The 13,624-nt window shown below is 60.8% G+C and carries 20 protein-coding genes; 19 read left to right on the forward strand and 1 reads right to left on the reverse strand.

The genetic code is table 11. The annotated features are described in order from the left end of the window. Positions 1-8: 8 nt before the first annotated feature. The 11 genes from mlaD to HZ993_RS20940 all read left to right on the forward strand — a co-directional run bounded on the left by mlaD (position 9) and on the right by HZ993_RS20940 (position 8,108). Positions 9-494 carry an outer membrane lipid asymmetry maintenance protein MlaD gene (mlaD, locus tag HZ993_RS20890; protein ID WP_209394622.1) on the forward strand — a complete coding sequence of 162 codons (486 nt, stop codon included), beginning with the start codon at positions 9-11 and terminating at the stop codon, positions 492-494. A 53-nt stretch (positions 495-547) separates the two neighbouring features. After that, complete coding sequence (locus HZ993_RS20895; protein ID WP_209394623.1) at positions 548-1,303, forward strand: VacJ family lipoprotein; 756 nt, start codon at positions 548-550, stop codon at positions 1,301-1,303. A 104-nt stretch (positions 1,304-1,407) separates the two neighbouring features. Beyond that, positions 1,408-2,022 carry a phospholipid-binding protein MlaC gene (locus HZ993_RS20900; protein WP_245214013.1) on the forward strand — a complete coding sequence of 205 codons (615 nt, stop codon included), beginning with the start codon at positions 1,408-1,410 and terminating at the stop codon, positions 2,020-2,022. A 1-nt stretch (position 2,023) separates the two neighbouring features. Further along, positions 2,024-2,293: a lipid asymmetry maintenance protein MlaB gene (locus tag HZ993_RS20905; protein ID WP_209394625.1), complete on the forward strand. Its 270-nt coding sequence runs from the start codon at positions 2,024-2,026 to the stop codon at positions 2,291-2,293. 41 nt (positions 2,294-2,334) lie between these two features. After that, positions 2,335-3,360 (forward strand): ABC transporter ATP-binding protein, encoded by a 1,026-nt coding sequence (locus tag HZ993_RS20910; protein WP_209394626.1) that lies wholly within the window; start codon positions 2,335-2,337, stop codon positions 3,358-3,360. Then, positions 3,357-4,112, forward strand: a complete 756-nt coding sequence (locus HZ993_RS20915) for an ABC transporter permease (protein WP_209394627.1) — start codon at positions 3,357-3,359, stop codon at positions 4,110-4,112. The genes HZ993_RS20910 and HZ993_RS20915 overlap by 4 nt, the downstream gene beginning before the upstream one ends. Before the next feature lie 17 nt (positions 4,113-4,129). Next, positions 4,130-4,375: a BolA family protein gene (locus tag HZ993_RS20920; protein WP_209394628.1), complete on the forward strand. Its 246-nt coding sequence runs from the start codon at positions 4,130-4,132 to the stop codon at positions 4,373-4,375. After that, positions 4,368-5,633 carry a UDP-N-acetylglucosamine 1-carboxyvinyltransferase gene (gene murA / locus HZ993_RS20925; RefSeq protein ID WP_209394629.1) on the forward strand — a complete coding sequence of 422 codons (1,266 nt, stop codon included), beginning with the start codon at positions 4,368-4,370 and terminating at the stop codon, positions 5,631-5,633. The genes HZ993_RS20920 and murA overlap by 8 nt, the downstream gene beginning before the upstream one ends. Further along, entirely contained in the window at positions 5,630-6,274 is a 645-nt protein-coding gene (hisG, locus tag HZ993_RS20930) for an ATP phosphoribosyltransferase (protein WP_209394630.1), read from the forward strand. Before murA ends, hisG begins: the two co-directional genes overlap by 4 nt. Positions 6,275-6,288: 14 nt before the next feature. Further along, positions 6,289-7,656: a histidinol dehydrogenase gene (hisD, locus tag HZ993_RS20935; RefSeq protein WP_209394631.1), complete on the forward strand. Its 1,368-nt coding sequence runs from the start codon at positions 6,289-6,291 to the stop codon at positions 7,654-7,656. 77 nt (positions 7,657-7,733) lie between these two features. Beyond that, positions 7,734-8,108 (forward strand): hypothetical protein, encoded by a 375-nt coding sequence (locus tag HZ993_RS20940; protein WP_209394632.1) that lies wholly within the window; start codon positions 7,734-7,736, stop codon positions 8,106-8,108. On the opposite strand, the gene HZ993_RS20945 is transcribed toward HZ993_RS20940, so the two are convergent. Further along, the gene (locus HZ993_RS20945) at positions 8,068-8,748 is read right to left on the reverse strand and encodes an HAD-IA family hydrolase (RefSeq protein WP_209394633.1); all 681 of its coding nucleotides are present in this window, start codon (positions 8,746-8,748) and stop codon (positions 8,068-8,070) included. The genes HZ993_RS20940 and HZ993_RS20945 overlap by 41 nt on opposite strands. Positions 8,749-8,902: 154 nt before the next feature. On the opposite strand from HZ993_RS20945, the gene HZ993_RS20950 reads away from it, so the two are divergent. The 8 genes from HZ993_RS20950 (at position 8,903) to HZ993_RS20985 (ending at position 13,507) form a co-directional block, all read left to right on the forward strand. Beyond that, positions 8,903-9,127, forward strand: coding sequence for a CopG family transcriptional regulator (locus HZ993_RS20950; protein WP_209394634.1), 225 nt, complete (start codon positions 8,903-8,905; stop codon positions 9,125-9,127). Continuing rightward, positions 9,120-9,584 (forward strand): PIN domain-containing protein, encoded by a 465-nt coding sequence (locus HZ993_RS20955; protein WP_209394635.1) that lies wholly within the window; start codon positions 9,120-9,122, stop codon positions 9,582-9,584. The genes HZ993_RS20950 and HZ993_RS20955 overlap by 8 nt, the downstream gene beginning before the upstream one ends. A 25-nt stretch (positions 9,585-9,609) precedes the next feature. Next, positions 9,610-10,743, forward strand: a complete 1,134-nt coding sequence (gene hisC / locus HZ993_RS20960; protein WP_209394636.1) for a histidinol-phosphate transaminase — start codon at positions 9,610-9,612, stop codon at positions 10,741-10,743. Continuing rightward, complete coding sequence (gene hisB, locus HZ993_RS20965) at positions 10,740-11,369, forward strand: imidazoleglycerol-phosphate dehydratase HisB (protein ID WP_209394637.1); 630 nt, start codon at positions 10,740-10,742, stop codon at positions 11,367-11,369. The genes hisC and hisB overlap by 4 nt, the downstream gene beginning before the upstream one ends. 65 nt (positions 11,370-11,434) lie before the next feature. Next, positions 11,435-12,094 (forward strand): imidazole glycerol phosphate synthase subunit HisH, encoded by a 660-nt coding sequence (gene hisH / locus HZ993_RS20970; protein ID WP_209394638.1) that lies wholly within the window; start codon positions 11,435-11,437, stop codon positions 12,092-12,094. A gap of 61 nt (positions 12,095-12,155) precedes the next feature. Beyond that, on the forward strand, positions 12,156-12,896 hold the full coding sequence (gene hisA, locus HZ993_RS20975; RefSeq protein WP_209394639.1) for a 1-(5-phosphoribosyl)-5-[(5-phosphoribosylamino)methylideneamino]imidazole-4-carboxamide isomerase: 741 nt from the start codon (positions 12,156-12,158) through the stop codon (positions 12,894-12,896). A 69-nt stretch (positions 12,897-12,965) separates the two neighbouring features. Continuing rightward, a complete protein-coding gene (locus HZ993_RS20980; protein WP_209394640.1) occupies positions 12,966-13,220 on the forward strand; it encodes a type II toxin-antitoxin system Phd/YefM family antitoxin in 255 nt (84 codons plus the stop codon). Between the two features lie 20 nt (positions 13,221-13,240). Next, positions 13,241-13,507: a Txe/YoeB family addiction module toxin gene (locus HZ993_RS20985; protein ID WP_209394641.1), complete on the forward strand. Its 267-nt coding sequence runs from the start codon at positions 13,241-13,243 to the stop codon at positions 13,505-13,507. Positions 13,508-13,624: the final 117 nt, after the last annotated feature.

Raw genomic sequence — 13,624 nt, forward strand, 5'->3', positions numbered from 1 at the left:
AAGTAGTTATGCAGCGTTCCAAGAATGATGTCTGGGTGGGTTTGTTTGTGCTCATCGGGGCCGTGGCCATACTGTTCCTGGCCCTCCAGGCGGCCAACCTGTTGTCGTTGAATTTCCAGTCCACCTACGCGGTGACTGCCAAATTTGACAATGTGGGTGGACTCAAACCCAAAGCCGCGGTGCGCAGCGGCGGCGTGGTGGTGGGGCGCGTGGAGTCGCTGGTGTTTGACGACAAGACTTTCCAGGCCCGTGTCACTTTGGCTTTGGAAAGCCGCTATGCCTTTCCCAAGGATAGTTCCCTGAAAATTTTGACCAGCGGCCTGCTGGGTGAGCAGTACATCGGTATTGAGGCGGGCGCCGCCGACACCAATCTAGTGGCGGGCGACACCATCGGCGCGACCCAATCAGCGGTTGTGCTGGAAAATCTGATCAGTCAATTTTTGTACAGCAAGGCGGCTGACGGCACAACAAGCCCAGGGCCGGAGAAAAAATGAGCTCGCAGCAAGTTTCTCGTTCATTAACCCCTCAAACGTCTTCTCGGCTGCGGATGCGCGCCGGTCGCTGGGGAGTGCTGGTGGTATTGGCCATGCTGCAGGCCTGTGCCGCAGTGCCCCATAAAGATCCCCGCGACCCCATGGAGTCGTGGAACCGCGGGGTGTTCAGCTTCAACGATTCGGTGGACCGCGCCGTGGTCAAACCGGTTGCCACGGCTTACCAGAAGATCCTGCCCCACTGGGTGCGCACCGGCATAGGCAATTTTTTCACCAACCTGGACGATGTCTGGTCCTTGGTCAACAACGCCCTGCAACTGCGCGGGAGGGATACGGCAGACAGCTTTGGCCGTGTGATGGTGAACACCACCATGGGTCTGGGTGGCATTCTGGATGTTGCCGGCGAAATGGGTATGGAGCGCCATCCTGCCAACTTTGGCCTGACGCTGGGGCGTTGGGGTGTTGGTCCTGGCCCGTTTGTCGTTTTGCCGCTGTTGGGCTCGTCGACCCTGCGCGATACCTTGGCCCTGCCCGTGGACCGGCAAGGCAATCTCCTCAATGAGGTGCAGGATGCGCCCACGCGTGATGCGCTGACCATTTTGAACGTGGTTGATACCCGTGCTAACTACCTGCGTGCCGGTGATGTGGTGGACGGCGCGGCGCTGGACAAATACAGCTTCACGCGGGATGCCTATTTGCAAAGGCGTCGCAACCAGGTGTATGACGGCAATCCACCCGATGAAGACACCACTTCAGCGTATGCGCCGCCCGTTCCCGCTGCGCCCGCAACACCAGCCTCTGGCACCCGCTAGGCTGTCGGCCTGGGGGTTGGCAGGCGCGTTGAAAGCACACACGGGATAATGCTTCGTATTTACGGGATCAAGGAATAACTATGAAACGCGCTTTTCTTCGCCAGATGTTGGCTGCCACTGTTGTGATCGCTGCTGCCTTGCCCGGCACGGCGGTGTTTGCGCAAGACGAGGCGCCAGACGCCCTGATCAAACGCCTGTCGACCGAGGTGTTGGACACCATCAAGAACGACAAGGCCATCCGCGCCGGTGACATGGCCAAGGTCGTCGCTTTGGTGGATGCGCGCATCATGCCCAACGTCAACTTCCAGCGCATGACGGCGTCTGCCGTTGGCCCGGCCTGGCGCCAAGCCACTCCGGAGCAGCAAAAACGCCTGCAAGAAGAGTTCAAGACCCTGCTGGTGCGCACCTATGCGGGAGCCTTGGCACAGGTGTCGGACCAGGTCATCTCCATGAAGCCCCTACGGATGGCCGCTGAAGACAAGGAAGTGCTGGTTCGCTCGGAAATCAAGGGCGGCGGTGAGGCGATCCAGCTGGACTACCGCCTGGAAAAGACCCCCGGACAGGGCGCGGGCTGGCGTATTTACAACCTGAACGTCCTGGGCGTCTGGCTGGTTGAAACCTACCGCAGCCAGTTCGCCAGCGAAATCAACGCCAAGGGTCTGGATGGTTTAATCGCCGCACTGACCGAACGCAACAAAGCCAACGGCAAAAAGGCCTGACGTGTTGCGTTTGCCCGCTGAATTGACCCACGGTCAGGCCAAAGACTGCTTGGCGCAGCTCATCGCCGGCTTGGACGCAGAAGCGGTGTCACCGGTTGTAGTGGATGCCACGGCACTGGGGCGTTTTGACTCGTCGGCGTTGGCGGTTTTGCTCGAATTGCGCCGTACCTGCCAGCGCGCCGGCAAGGCCCTGGTGGTGCAGGGGCTGCCCAAGCACCTGGGCGACCTGGCCACCCTGTATGGCATCGAAGGGCTGTTGCCCTCTACCTGACACCTTATAGAGCCCAGGCCGCCTAAAATGGCGGGTTGCCCATGTCTGCCATTTCCTTCCAATCTGTTTCCAAAAGTTATGTGTCGCCACGTGGACCTGCGGGCACCACGTTCCTGGCACTCGACCGTGTGCAACTGGACATTGAAGAAGGCGAATTCTTTGGATTGTTGGGCCCCAATGGGGCAGGTAAGACCACGATGATCAGCATCCTGGCCGGTCTGACCCGCGCCACCAGCGGCCGCGTCACCGTGTTGGGTAGCGATGTGCAAACCGACTACGCACAGGCCCGCCGCAAACTGGGCATCGTGCCGCAAGAGTTGGTGTTTGACCCCTTTTTTAATGTGCGCGAAGCCCTGCGTTTCCAGTCCGGTTACTTCGGCATCACCAAGAATGAGGCCTGGATTGACGAGCTGCTGGAAAGCCTGGGCCTGACCGACAAGGCCGGCGCCAATATGCGCCAGCTCTCCGGTGGCATGAAACGCCGCATGCTGGTGGCGCAGGCCCTGGTGCACAAGCCACCCGTCATCGTGCTGGATGAGCCCACGGCAGGTGTCGATGTTGAGCTGCGCCAGACCCTGTGGCATTTTGTGTCCAAGCTCAACAAGCAAGGCCATACGGTTCTGCTGACCACCCATTACCTGGAAGAGGCCGAGGCCCTGTGCGGGCGTATCGCCATGCTCAAAACGGGCCGTATTGTGGCGCTGGACCACACCAGTGCATTGCTGAAGGCAGCCTCGGGCAATGTCCTGCGTTTCAAGACTTCGGGTGTATTGCCGCCCGCTTTGGCCGCCCGCGCCCGTGTGACCGGAACGGTCGTGCAATTGCCGACCCACAATGCGCTGGAAATTGAACAGTACCTCGCCGCCGTGCGCGAGTCGGGCCTGGTGGTCGAAGACGTAGAAATGCGCAAGGCCGATCTGGAAGATGTGTTCATTGACATCATGAACAGCCACTCGCCAAACCAGGTGGATGAGCGTTTCAGCGCCGGGCCGCCCCAAGCTGAAACAACCCCCCCGGGGGGCAGCGCAGTACGCGCAGCAACAAGCGTGGGGGCAACATCTCCATGACCGGCTGGCGCACCCTGCTGTACAAGGAAGTGCTGCGTTTCTGGAAGGTGGGTTTTCAGACCGTGGCTGCACCCGTGTTGACCGCGCTGCTGTACCTGTTGATCTTTGGCCATGTGCTGGAAGACCATGTCAAGGTGTACGACAGCGTCCGTTACACCGCTTTCCTGGTGCCCGGTCTCGTGATGATGAGTGTGCTGCAAAACGCGTTTGCCAACAGCTCGTCGTCGCTGATCCAGAGCAAGATCATGGGCAACCTGGTGTTCCTGTTGCTGACGCCCTTGTCACACGGGAGCTGGTTTGTGGCCTATGTTGGCTCCAGCATCGTGCGCGGCTTGGTTGTGGGCGCAGGTGTGCTGTTGGCTGCCGTCTGGTTTGCACCGCTGGGCTTTGCGGCCCCTCTGTGGATCATCGTATTCGCCGTGCTGGGCGCGGCACTGATGGGAGCGTTGGGTCTGATCGCCGGCCTGTGGGCCGAAAAGTTCGACCAGTTGGCCGCGTTCCAGAATTTCATCATCATGCCCATGACCTTTTTGAGCGGCGTGTTTTATTCCATCCAGTCGCTGCCCCCCATCTGGCAAAACGCCAGCCACCTGAACCCCTTTTTCTACATGATCGACGGCTTTCGTTACGGCTTCTTTGGCGTCAGCGACGCATCGCCCTGGCTGAGCCTGGGCATCGTGGGGGGTGCCCTGGCCGTGGTCAGTGGGCTGGCCTTGCACTTGCTGCGCACAGGCTACAAGATCCGCAGCTAATCCCCATTTAAGAACATATGACCGCCGAAGAAATCCAAAACCTGATCGCCAATAGTTTTGCCTGCGAAGTCTGCCAGGTGGAGGGTGATGGTCGCCACTGGTACGCCACGGTCGTGTCGCCTGCCTTTGAAGGCAAGCGCCTGATCGCACGCCACCAGCAGGTGTATGCGGCCATGGGCACACGGCTCAAGACCGATGAAGTGCACGCGTTGTCGATGAAGACTTTCACACCCGCCGAGTGGGCCGCACAAAACAATGGATAAGCTGCTGATCCGTGGTGGTCGATCCTTGCACGGCGAGGTGCTGATTTCCGGCGCCAAAAACGCTGCCTTGCCCGAGTTGTGCGCCACGCTGCTGACGGCCGAACCCGTCACCCTGCGCAACGTGCCGCGTCTGCAAGACGTATCCACCATGCTCACGCTGATCCGCAACATGGGTGTGCAGGTGGACCAGCAGGTCGATGGTTCGGTGCGTATCGACGCCAGCACCCTGACTTCGCCCGAAGCGCCGTATGAGCTGGTCAAGACCATGCGTGCGTCGGTACTGGCACTGGGCCCGCTGCTGGCACGTTTTGGTGAGGCCACGGTGTCCCTGCCGGGCGGTTGCGCCATCGGCTCGCGCCCGGTGGACCAGCACCTCAAGGGCCTTGCCGCCATGGGGGCCGAGATCGTGGTGGAACACGGCTACATGATCGCCAAGTTGCCCAAGGGCCGCACACGGCTGCACGGCGCCCGCATCACCACTGACATGGTTACCGTCACCGGTACTGAGAATTTTTTGATGGCCGCCGCGCTGGCCGAAGGCGAGACCATTCTGGAAAACGCGGCCCAAGAGCCCGAGATTCCCGACCTGGCCGAAATGCTGATCAGCATGGGTGCCAAGATCGAAGGCCATGGTAGCAGCCGCATCCGCATCCAGGGCGTTGAGGTCCTGCATGGCTGTACCCACCAGGTCGTAGCTGACCGTATCGAGACGGGCACCTTTTTGTGTGCCGTGGCCGCAGCCGGTGGTGACGTGGTGCTCAAGCATGGGCGTATTGACCATCTGGACGCGGTTGTAGAGAAACTGCAGGAAGCCGGCGCCACAGTCACGGCGGTGGATGGCGGCATCCGGGTCCAATCCCAAGGCCGCCTGAAAGCGCAGAGCTTTCGCACGACCGAGTTCCCCGGTTTTCCCACTGACATGCAGGCCCAGTTCATGGCGCTCAACGCTATTTCGCACGGCAGCAGCATGGTGACCGAGACGATTTTCGAGAACCGTTTTATGCACGTCAACGAGTTGGTGCGCTTGGGGGCCAACATCCATATCGATGGCAAGGTCGCCGTTGTAGAGGGTGTGGAAAAATTGTCGGGCGCCACCGTGATGGCCACGGACCTGCGTGCCTCTGCCAGCCTGGTGATTGCCGGTCTGGTGGCCGATGGCGAGACCGTGGTCGACCGCATCTACCACCTGGACCGCGGTTACGACCAGATGGAAGCCAAACTGCGCGGCATTGGTGCCGACATCGAAAGATTCAAATGATCACACTCGCGCTCTCCAAAGGCCGTATCTTCGAGGACACCTTGCCCTTGCTCAAGGCAGCAGGTATCGAAGTGCTGGACGACCCCGAAAAATCCCGCAAGCTGATCCTGGCGACCAACCTGCCGGATGTGCGTGTGCTGGTGGTACGTGCTACCGATGTGCCTACTTATGTCCAATACGGCGGTGCCGACATGGGCATTACCGGCAAGGACACGCTGCTGGAGCACGGCAGCCAGGGCCTATACCAACCGCTGGACCTGCAGATCGCCAAGTGCCGTATCAGTGTCGCGGCCCGCGCGGACTTTGACTACGCCAGCGCGGTGCGCCAGGGTGCGCGCCTGAAGGTGGCTACCAAATACGTGGCCATTGCCCGCGAATTTTTTGCGACCAAAGGTGTGCATGTGGACCTGATCAAGCTCTACGGCAGTATGGAAATTGCGCCTCTGGTTGGCATGGCCGATGCCATTGTGGACCTGGTGTCCACCGGCAACACGCTCAAGGCCAACCACCTGGTCGAGGTGGAACAGATCATGGAGATCAGCTCCCGCCTGGTCGTCAACCAGGCCGCGCTCAAGCTCAAGCGTGAGCCGATCCGCAAAATTATTGATGCCTTTGCCAGCGCATTGGCTGTGTCCGCCTGATTAACTCCACCACCATGACCTTGATCGCCAAGCCCCTGCGTTTATCGACCGTTGACAACCAATTTGAGGCGGCCTTCCAGGCGCGCCTGCATTGGGCGGCTGATACGGATGCGGCTATCGAGCAGCGTGTGGCCGACATCCTGGCCGATGTGCAAAAGCGCGGCGATGCGGCCGTGCTGGAGTACACCGCCCGCTTCGACGGGCTCTCTGCGCCCAACATGGCGGCGCTGGAGCTGACCCAGGCTGACTTCAAGGCCGCGTTCGACGCCATCCCTGTCGCGCAGCGTGAGGCCCTACAGTTCGCCGCCGCGCGGGTGCGCATGTACCACGAGGCACAGAAAAAGGCGTCGGGAGAAAGCTGGAGCTACCGCGACGAATACGGCACGCTGCTGGGCCAAAAGGTCACGCCGCTGGACCGCGTGGGCATCTACGTGCCTGGCGGCAAGGCAGCGTACCCGTCGAGCCTGCTCATGAACGCCATACCTGCCCATGTAGCGGGTGTGCAGGAAATCATCATGGTTGTGCCTACGCCGGTGCGCGGAAGCGTGGCCACTGGTGGCACGGGCGAGCAAGCCGCGTCGAGCCAGGGCGAGCGCAACGTACTGGTGTTGGCGGCTGCCTACGTGGCGGGCGTTACACGCGCCTTCACCATAGGCGGTGCTCAGGCCGTGGCGGCACTGGCCTACGGTACCACCACCGTGCCGAAAGTCGACAAGATCACGGGCCCCGGCAACGCCTATGTGGCCAGCGCCAAGAAGCGCGTGTTCGGCACCGTGGGCATCGACATGATTGCCGGCCCGTCCGAGATTCTGGTCTTGGCCGATGGCACCACGCCGCCGGACTGGGTGGCCATGGACCTGTTCAGCCAGGCCGAGCATGACGAGTTGGCGCAAAGCATTCTGCTGTGCCCCGATGCTGCCTACATTGACGCCGTGCAAGCCGCCATCGACCGGCTGCTGCCTGAAATGCCGCGCGCCGAAATCATCGCCAAGTCGCTGAACGACCGCGGTGCGCTGATCCACACCTGCAGCATGGAAGAGGCCTGTGCCATCAGCAACCGCATCGCGCCCGAGCACTTGGAAGTGTCCAGCCAAGACCCGCACCGCTGGGAGCCGCTGCTGGTGCACGCTGGCGCCATCTTTCTGGGTGCATTCACATCCGAGAGCCTGGGTGACTACTGCGCTGGCCCCAACCACGTGTTGCCTACCAGTGGCACGGCGCGTTTCTCCAGCCCGCTGGGTGTCTACGACTTCCAGAAACGCTCCAGCCTGATCGAGGTCAGCGAAGCCGGCGCCCAGGTGCTGGGGCCTATCGCCGCCGAACTGGCCTATGGCGAAGGCCTGCAGGGCCATGCCCGCGCGGCCGAGATGCGGCTGAAGTAGAGCGCGTTGGGTTGACCCCTTGGCCATAGGGGAGGCGGGTTGGTGTAAGAATAAAGAGCACCCACCGACAACTCCCCATGAACTTCCAATTACTTTCTTCGCGTCCAGCGCGCGCCGTCATCCTGGCCTTGACCTGTATGGGCCTTGCCAGTGCCGCCTCGGCCATGTCCCTGCGTGAATTGCGCGGCTTGGCCAAGGCCGGCAAACAGGGGCCGGACTACGTCAACTACTACCTGGTCGGAGTCATGGAGGGCGCACTAGAAGCCCATGCCCATGCCGTGCGCAACGGCGCCACCCCCACGATTTGCCTGGATGGTCGACGGCTGGAACCCTTCATGGCCAAGAGCCTGTTCGACACCGAACTCAAGCGCAATGCGGATGTTTATGAAGCGGATATGTCTGCCCAACTGGTCATGGTGAACGCGTTGTCGACGGTGTATCCCTGCCAGTGATCGCCTGAGCGCTGGCGGCCATGCCCCGTAATAGAGCGGGCAGTGCGGACATGCTGGAGAACGTGTTGCCAGTCACTCCGGACGTCCCCTGCGGTGTGTAGTGCAAGGCGCGCATGCCAGCCGCCGCCGCGGCTTCCAGCCCAACCGGGCTGTCCTCTACAACCACACAATGCTCCGGTGCAAACCCCATGGCCGCCGCCGCATGCAGAAACAGGCCGGGTTCTGGCTTCCACGAGCCTACCTCGTAAGAACTGAAAATCCGTTTCCCAAAATGCGGCGCCAGGTTGGTGACCGCCAGCGCGTGGGCAATTTTTGCGGGCGGGCCGCTGGATGCAATACAAAACGGATGTCGCAGGGCCCCCAGCATCTCAGGTACGCCGTGAATAGGCTTCAAATCCGTTCTGAACTGTTCGGCGACGCGGTGGCGGTACAACTGTTCAAAGTTTTCAGCCAAGGGCGCGTCGATACGGCTTTCTATATCGCGCAGTATGTTTGCCAGCTTTTTGCCGCGGTAACGGTTCACCAAGACGTCAACCGGGTCGGTGAGGGCGGGTATCAGATCCAAAAAGGCCTGGTTGCACAGTGTTTCACTGTCGACCAGAGTGCCGTCCAGGTCAAAAATAACGAGCAAAGTGGGCATTTCGACAAGCTATCAAAAACATAGCTGATTATGACCAATTCACGGGGGCTGGAGGCCGATTTCTCGTAGAGGTTTTGGTAAGACAGGGCTCGAAATAGGCATAATTCATTTACACGAACTTCGTGTAACACGAATCTCGTGTACGATAAAGCCTATGAAGAACGTCACTATCACCGTCGAAGACGCCACGCTGGAGTGGGTGCGTATTGAGGCGGCCAAGCGCAATACCAGCGTGTCGCGCCTGGTGGGCGAGATGTTGACGGACAAGATGCAGCACGACGACGCCTACGCCCGCGCCCAACGCGAGTGGGTAGCAGACACCTCATCGTTCAGCTCGGGTGGCAAGCCGTATCCGCAGCGGGAGGCCCTGAATGGCTAGCGCGGGCACGGCTGACAAGCCCATAGTTTTCGTCGACACCCATGTGCTGCTGTGCGCAGACGATGCCCATGACGCCGCCAAACAAACCCAAGCCCGCGCCTGGTTGCAGGCCCTATGGATTCAGAGGGCAGGGCGGGTCAGCACCCAGGTGCTGAACGACTACTACGTCATCGCCACGCAAACCTTCGCGATGCCCCCCGGCGATGCACGTGCCAAACTGCGGCGCATGCAGCTGTGGCAGCCGTGGCAGATCGACCACCAGACCGTGGAAACCGCCTGGGGTGTTGAGGCCCGTTTTGGCCTGCGGTATTGGGATGCACTGATGGTGGCATCTGCCGCGCAATCCGGTGCCAACCACGTGCTGACGCCCAGCCTGACCCACCAACAGCACATCGACGGCGTCACCATCCTGAACCCGTTTGTCACAACGCCCGCCGAACTGGGCCTGACCGATTGAAACCACACGAGAGGACTCCCCACGTATGACAGCCCAAGCCGCCCCCGACATGGATGCTTTAATCCAGCGCCGCATCCGCCAGGACGTGTTGTCCATGCACGCCTACGCCATCCAGGACTCGGTAGGCATGGTCAAGCTTGACGCCATGGAGAACCCACACCGTCTGCCCGCCGCGCTGCAAGAGGCCCTGGGCAAACGCTTGGGCGCACTGGCGCTCAACCGCTACCCGGATGGCCGCGTCAACGACCTGCGCCGCGCGCTGGCCGCCTATGCACAGATGCCCGAAGGATTCGACATCATGCTGGGCAATGGCTCGGACGAGCTGATCTCGCTCTTGGCTATGGCCTGCGACGTGCCCACAGACCCCGTCACCGGCAAAAGGCCTGTGATTCTGGCGCCACTGCCCGGCTTTGTGATGTACGCCATGAGCGCGGCACTGCAGGGGCTGGACTTTGTCGGCGTACCGCTGACGGCTGACTTTGAACTGGACGAGGCCGCCATGCTGGCAGCTATCGCGCAGCACCAGCCGGCTATCGTCTACCTGGCCTACCCCAACAACCCGACCGCCAATTTGTGGAACGCCGAGAGCATGGCCCGCGTGATTGCTGCCACGGGCGCGGTCGGTGGGCTGGTGGTGCTGGACGAGGCCTACCAGCCGTTTTCCAGCCGCACCTATCTGGACACCATCCGCTCCAACCCCGCCGCGCACGCCCATGTGCTGCTGATGCGCACGATGAGCAAGTTTGGCTTGGCCGGTGTGCGTATAGGCTATATGGTCGGCCCCAAACCACTGATTGCCCAGGTCGACAAGGTGCGCCCGCCGTACAACATCAGCGTGCTGAACTACGAATGTGCGCTGTTTGCGCTGGAGCATGCCGACGTGTTTGCTGGCCAGGCTGCTGATTTGCGCGCCCAGCGCACCCGCCTGCTGACCGCCCTGCGCGCCATGCCAGCCGTGAAGGCCTGGGACAGCGATGCCAACATGATCCTGGTCCGCATGGCCGACGCACAGAAAACTTTTGACGGCCTGAAGGCGCGTGGCGTGCTGGTCAAGAACGTTTCTAAAATGCACCCATTGCTGGCCCAATGTTTGCGTCTCACCGTCGGCACCGCCGACGAGAACACCCGCCTGCTGGCAGCCCTTCTGGAATCCCTATGAACTCATCACTGATCGAAATCCCGCAAACCGGCACGCCGGACCGTATCGCCGAGGTCACGCGCAACACCGCCGAGACCAAGATCCGCGTGCGCATCAACCTGGACGGCACGGGCCAGGCGCGCCTCTCCACCGGCATTGGATTTTTCGACCACATGCTGGACCAGATCGCACGCCATGGCCTGATCGATCTGGACATCGAGGCCGATGGAGACCTGCACATCGACGGCCACCACACGGTGGAAGACGTGGGCATCACCCTGGGCCAGGCCTTCCACCAGGCAGTGGGCGACAAAAAAGGCATTCGCCGCTACGGCCACGCCTATGTGCCGTTGGACGAAGCCTTGAGCCGCGTGGTCGTTGATTTCTCGGGCCGTCCCGGCCTGGTCATGGACGTGCCGTTCAAGAGCGGCATGATCGGCGCGTTTGACACCCAGCTCACCCATGAGTTTTTCCAGGGCTTTGTGAACCATGCTCTGGTGACCCTGCATATCGACAACCTGAAGGGTGACAATGCCCACCACCAGGCCGAGACCGTCTTCAAGGCCTTTGCCCGCGCACTGCGTGCGGCCTTGGAGCGCGACCCCCGATCAGCAGGTATGATCCCGTCGACCAAGGGTTCGCTGTAACCTTATGGCTGAAATCGGGCTCTGGCCCCCGTCCAAGCTGCGCAAGCAGCTATTCATTTAGTAGCATGGCAAAAACGATAGCGGTGGTTGACTACGGCATGGGCAATCTGCGTTCCGTCACGCAGGCCGTTATGCATGTGGCAGCCGGTGCCGGGGTAGATGTGGTCTGGGCGCGTACGCCCGCCGAGGTGATGGCCGCTGAGCGTGTCGTTCTGCCCGGCCAGGGCGGCATGCGCGACTGCATGCGCGAGCTGCACGACAGTGGCATGTACGACGCGGTGATGCACGCTGCGGCCCACAAGCCCCTGATGGGTGTGTGTGTGGGCATGCAGATGCTGTTGGACCACAGCGACGAACTCGACACCCCTTGCCTGGGCCTGATCCCCGGCAAGGTGGCCAAATTTGACCTGGCGGGCCAGACCCAGCCGGACGGCAGCCGTTACAAGGTGCCACAAATGGGCTGGAACCAGGTCTGGCAGAACAACCACGGCGCCGCCCCCCACCCCGTGTGGGGCGACGTGCCGGACGGCAGTTACTTCTATTTCGTGCACAGTTACTACGCCCAACCGTCGGATACGCGCCACAGCGTGGGTGAAACCGACTATGGCCAGCGCTTTTCAGCGGCCATAGCACGCGATAATATTTTTGCGACCCAGTTCCACCCTGAAAAAAGCGCTGACCAAGGCCTCTCGCTCTACCGCAACTTCCTGCATTGGAAACCCTGACCTCTTCGCTTTGTGTGCGAGCCTCGCATAGCTACCCCTTTCCCTCCAACTCTGAAGCATCATGCTTTTAATCCCCGCAATTGACTTAAAAGACGGCCACTGCGTTCGCCTCAAACAAGGCGACATGGACCAATCCACCACCTTCGGCGAGGACCCGGCCGTCATGGCCCGTTCCTGGGTCAGCAAGGGCGCACGCCGCCTGCATTTGGTGGACCTGAACGGAGCCTTTGCGGGGCACCCCAAGAACGAGATGGCGATCCGCAAGATCTTGAAGGAAGTGGGCAACGAGATTGACGTGCAGCTGGGTGGCGGCATCCGCGACCTGGACACGATCGAACGTTACCTGGACGCCGGCCTGCGCTACGTCATCATCGGCACCGCCGCGGTCAAGAACCCCGGCTTTTTGCAGGACGCCTGTACGGCCTTTGGTGGCCACATCATCGTTGGCCTGGACGCGCGGGATGGCAAGGTGGCCACCGACGGCTGGAGCAAGCTGACCCGCCACGACGTGGTGGACCTGGGCAAGAAGTTTGAAGACTACGGCGTTGAATCCATCATCTATACCGACATCGGCCGCGACGGCATGTTGAGCGGCATCAATATCGAAGCCACCGTCAAGCTGGCGCAGGCGTTGACCATTCCCGTCATTGCGTCGGGTGGCTTGAGCAATATGGCCGACATCGAGGCCCTGTGCGCCGTGGAAGACGATGGCGTGGAAGGCGTGATCTGCGGACGCGCCATCTACAGCGGTGATCTGGACTTTGAAAAGGCCCAGGATCGCGCCGACGAGCTGAACGGCTAAATCTTTAGGGCAGCAGCCTACCTCCCTTATACTTGCACTATATTTTGTACAAGTTAAGAGGAGTCCGACATGAAGGTCGTAACCTATTCCGAAGCCCGCAGCGCACTGAAAACAGTGCTGGATCGCGTGCATGACGATGCAGACGTGACGGTCATCAGCCGTCGCGATGGGGCTGATGCAGTCGTCATGTCGTTGGAGCACTACCAAAGCATCATGGAAACCATGCACCTGCTTGGCACACCTGCAAATGCTGCGCATCTGGCCAAGTCCATTGCACAGCACAAAGCCGGCAAGGCCGTGCGGCGCAAGTTGGTCCCAGCCTGACTGAGCAGATTTGTTGAGGTATGGCGCGCGCCATTCGCTTTACCCCGGTGGCTTGGGAGGACTACCTGTACTGGCAAGGCCAAGACAAAAAGACCCTCAAACGCATCAATACACTCGTCGCAGCAGCGGTGCGCGACCCCTTTGTCGGTATTGGCAAGCCAGAGCCATTGATGGGCAACTTGGCGGGCTACTGGTCACGGCGCATAGATGAAACCCACCGACTGGTGTATGCCGTAGACGATGCCGATCTAGATGTGATTGCGTGTCGGGGGCATTACGATGATTGAGTGGTTGCTAAGACGCAAAGTGGTCTTCCTATTCTCCCAACAGCGGTCGTAAGCAATCTCCGTCAACCTTACGCAGTTTTTGAGTACCTGACAGAGCCTCACCTTTGCCTACTACCG

The organism is Rhodoferax sp. AJA081-3 (assembly GCF_017798165.1).
Classification (GTDB): Bacteria; Pseudomonadota; Gammaproteobacteria; order Burkholderiales; family Burkholderiaceae_C; genus Allorhodoferax.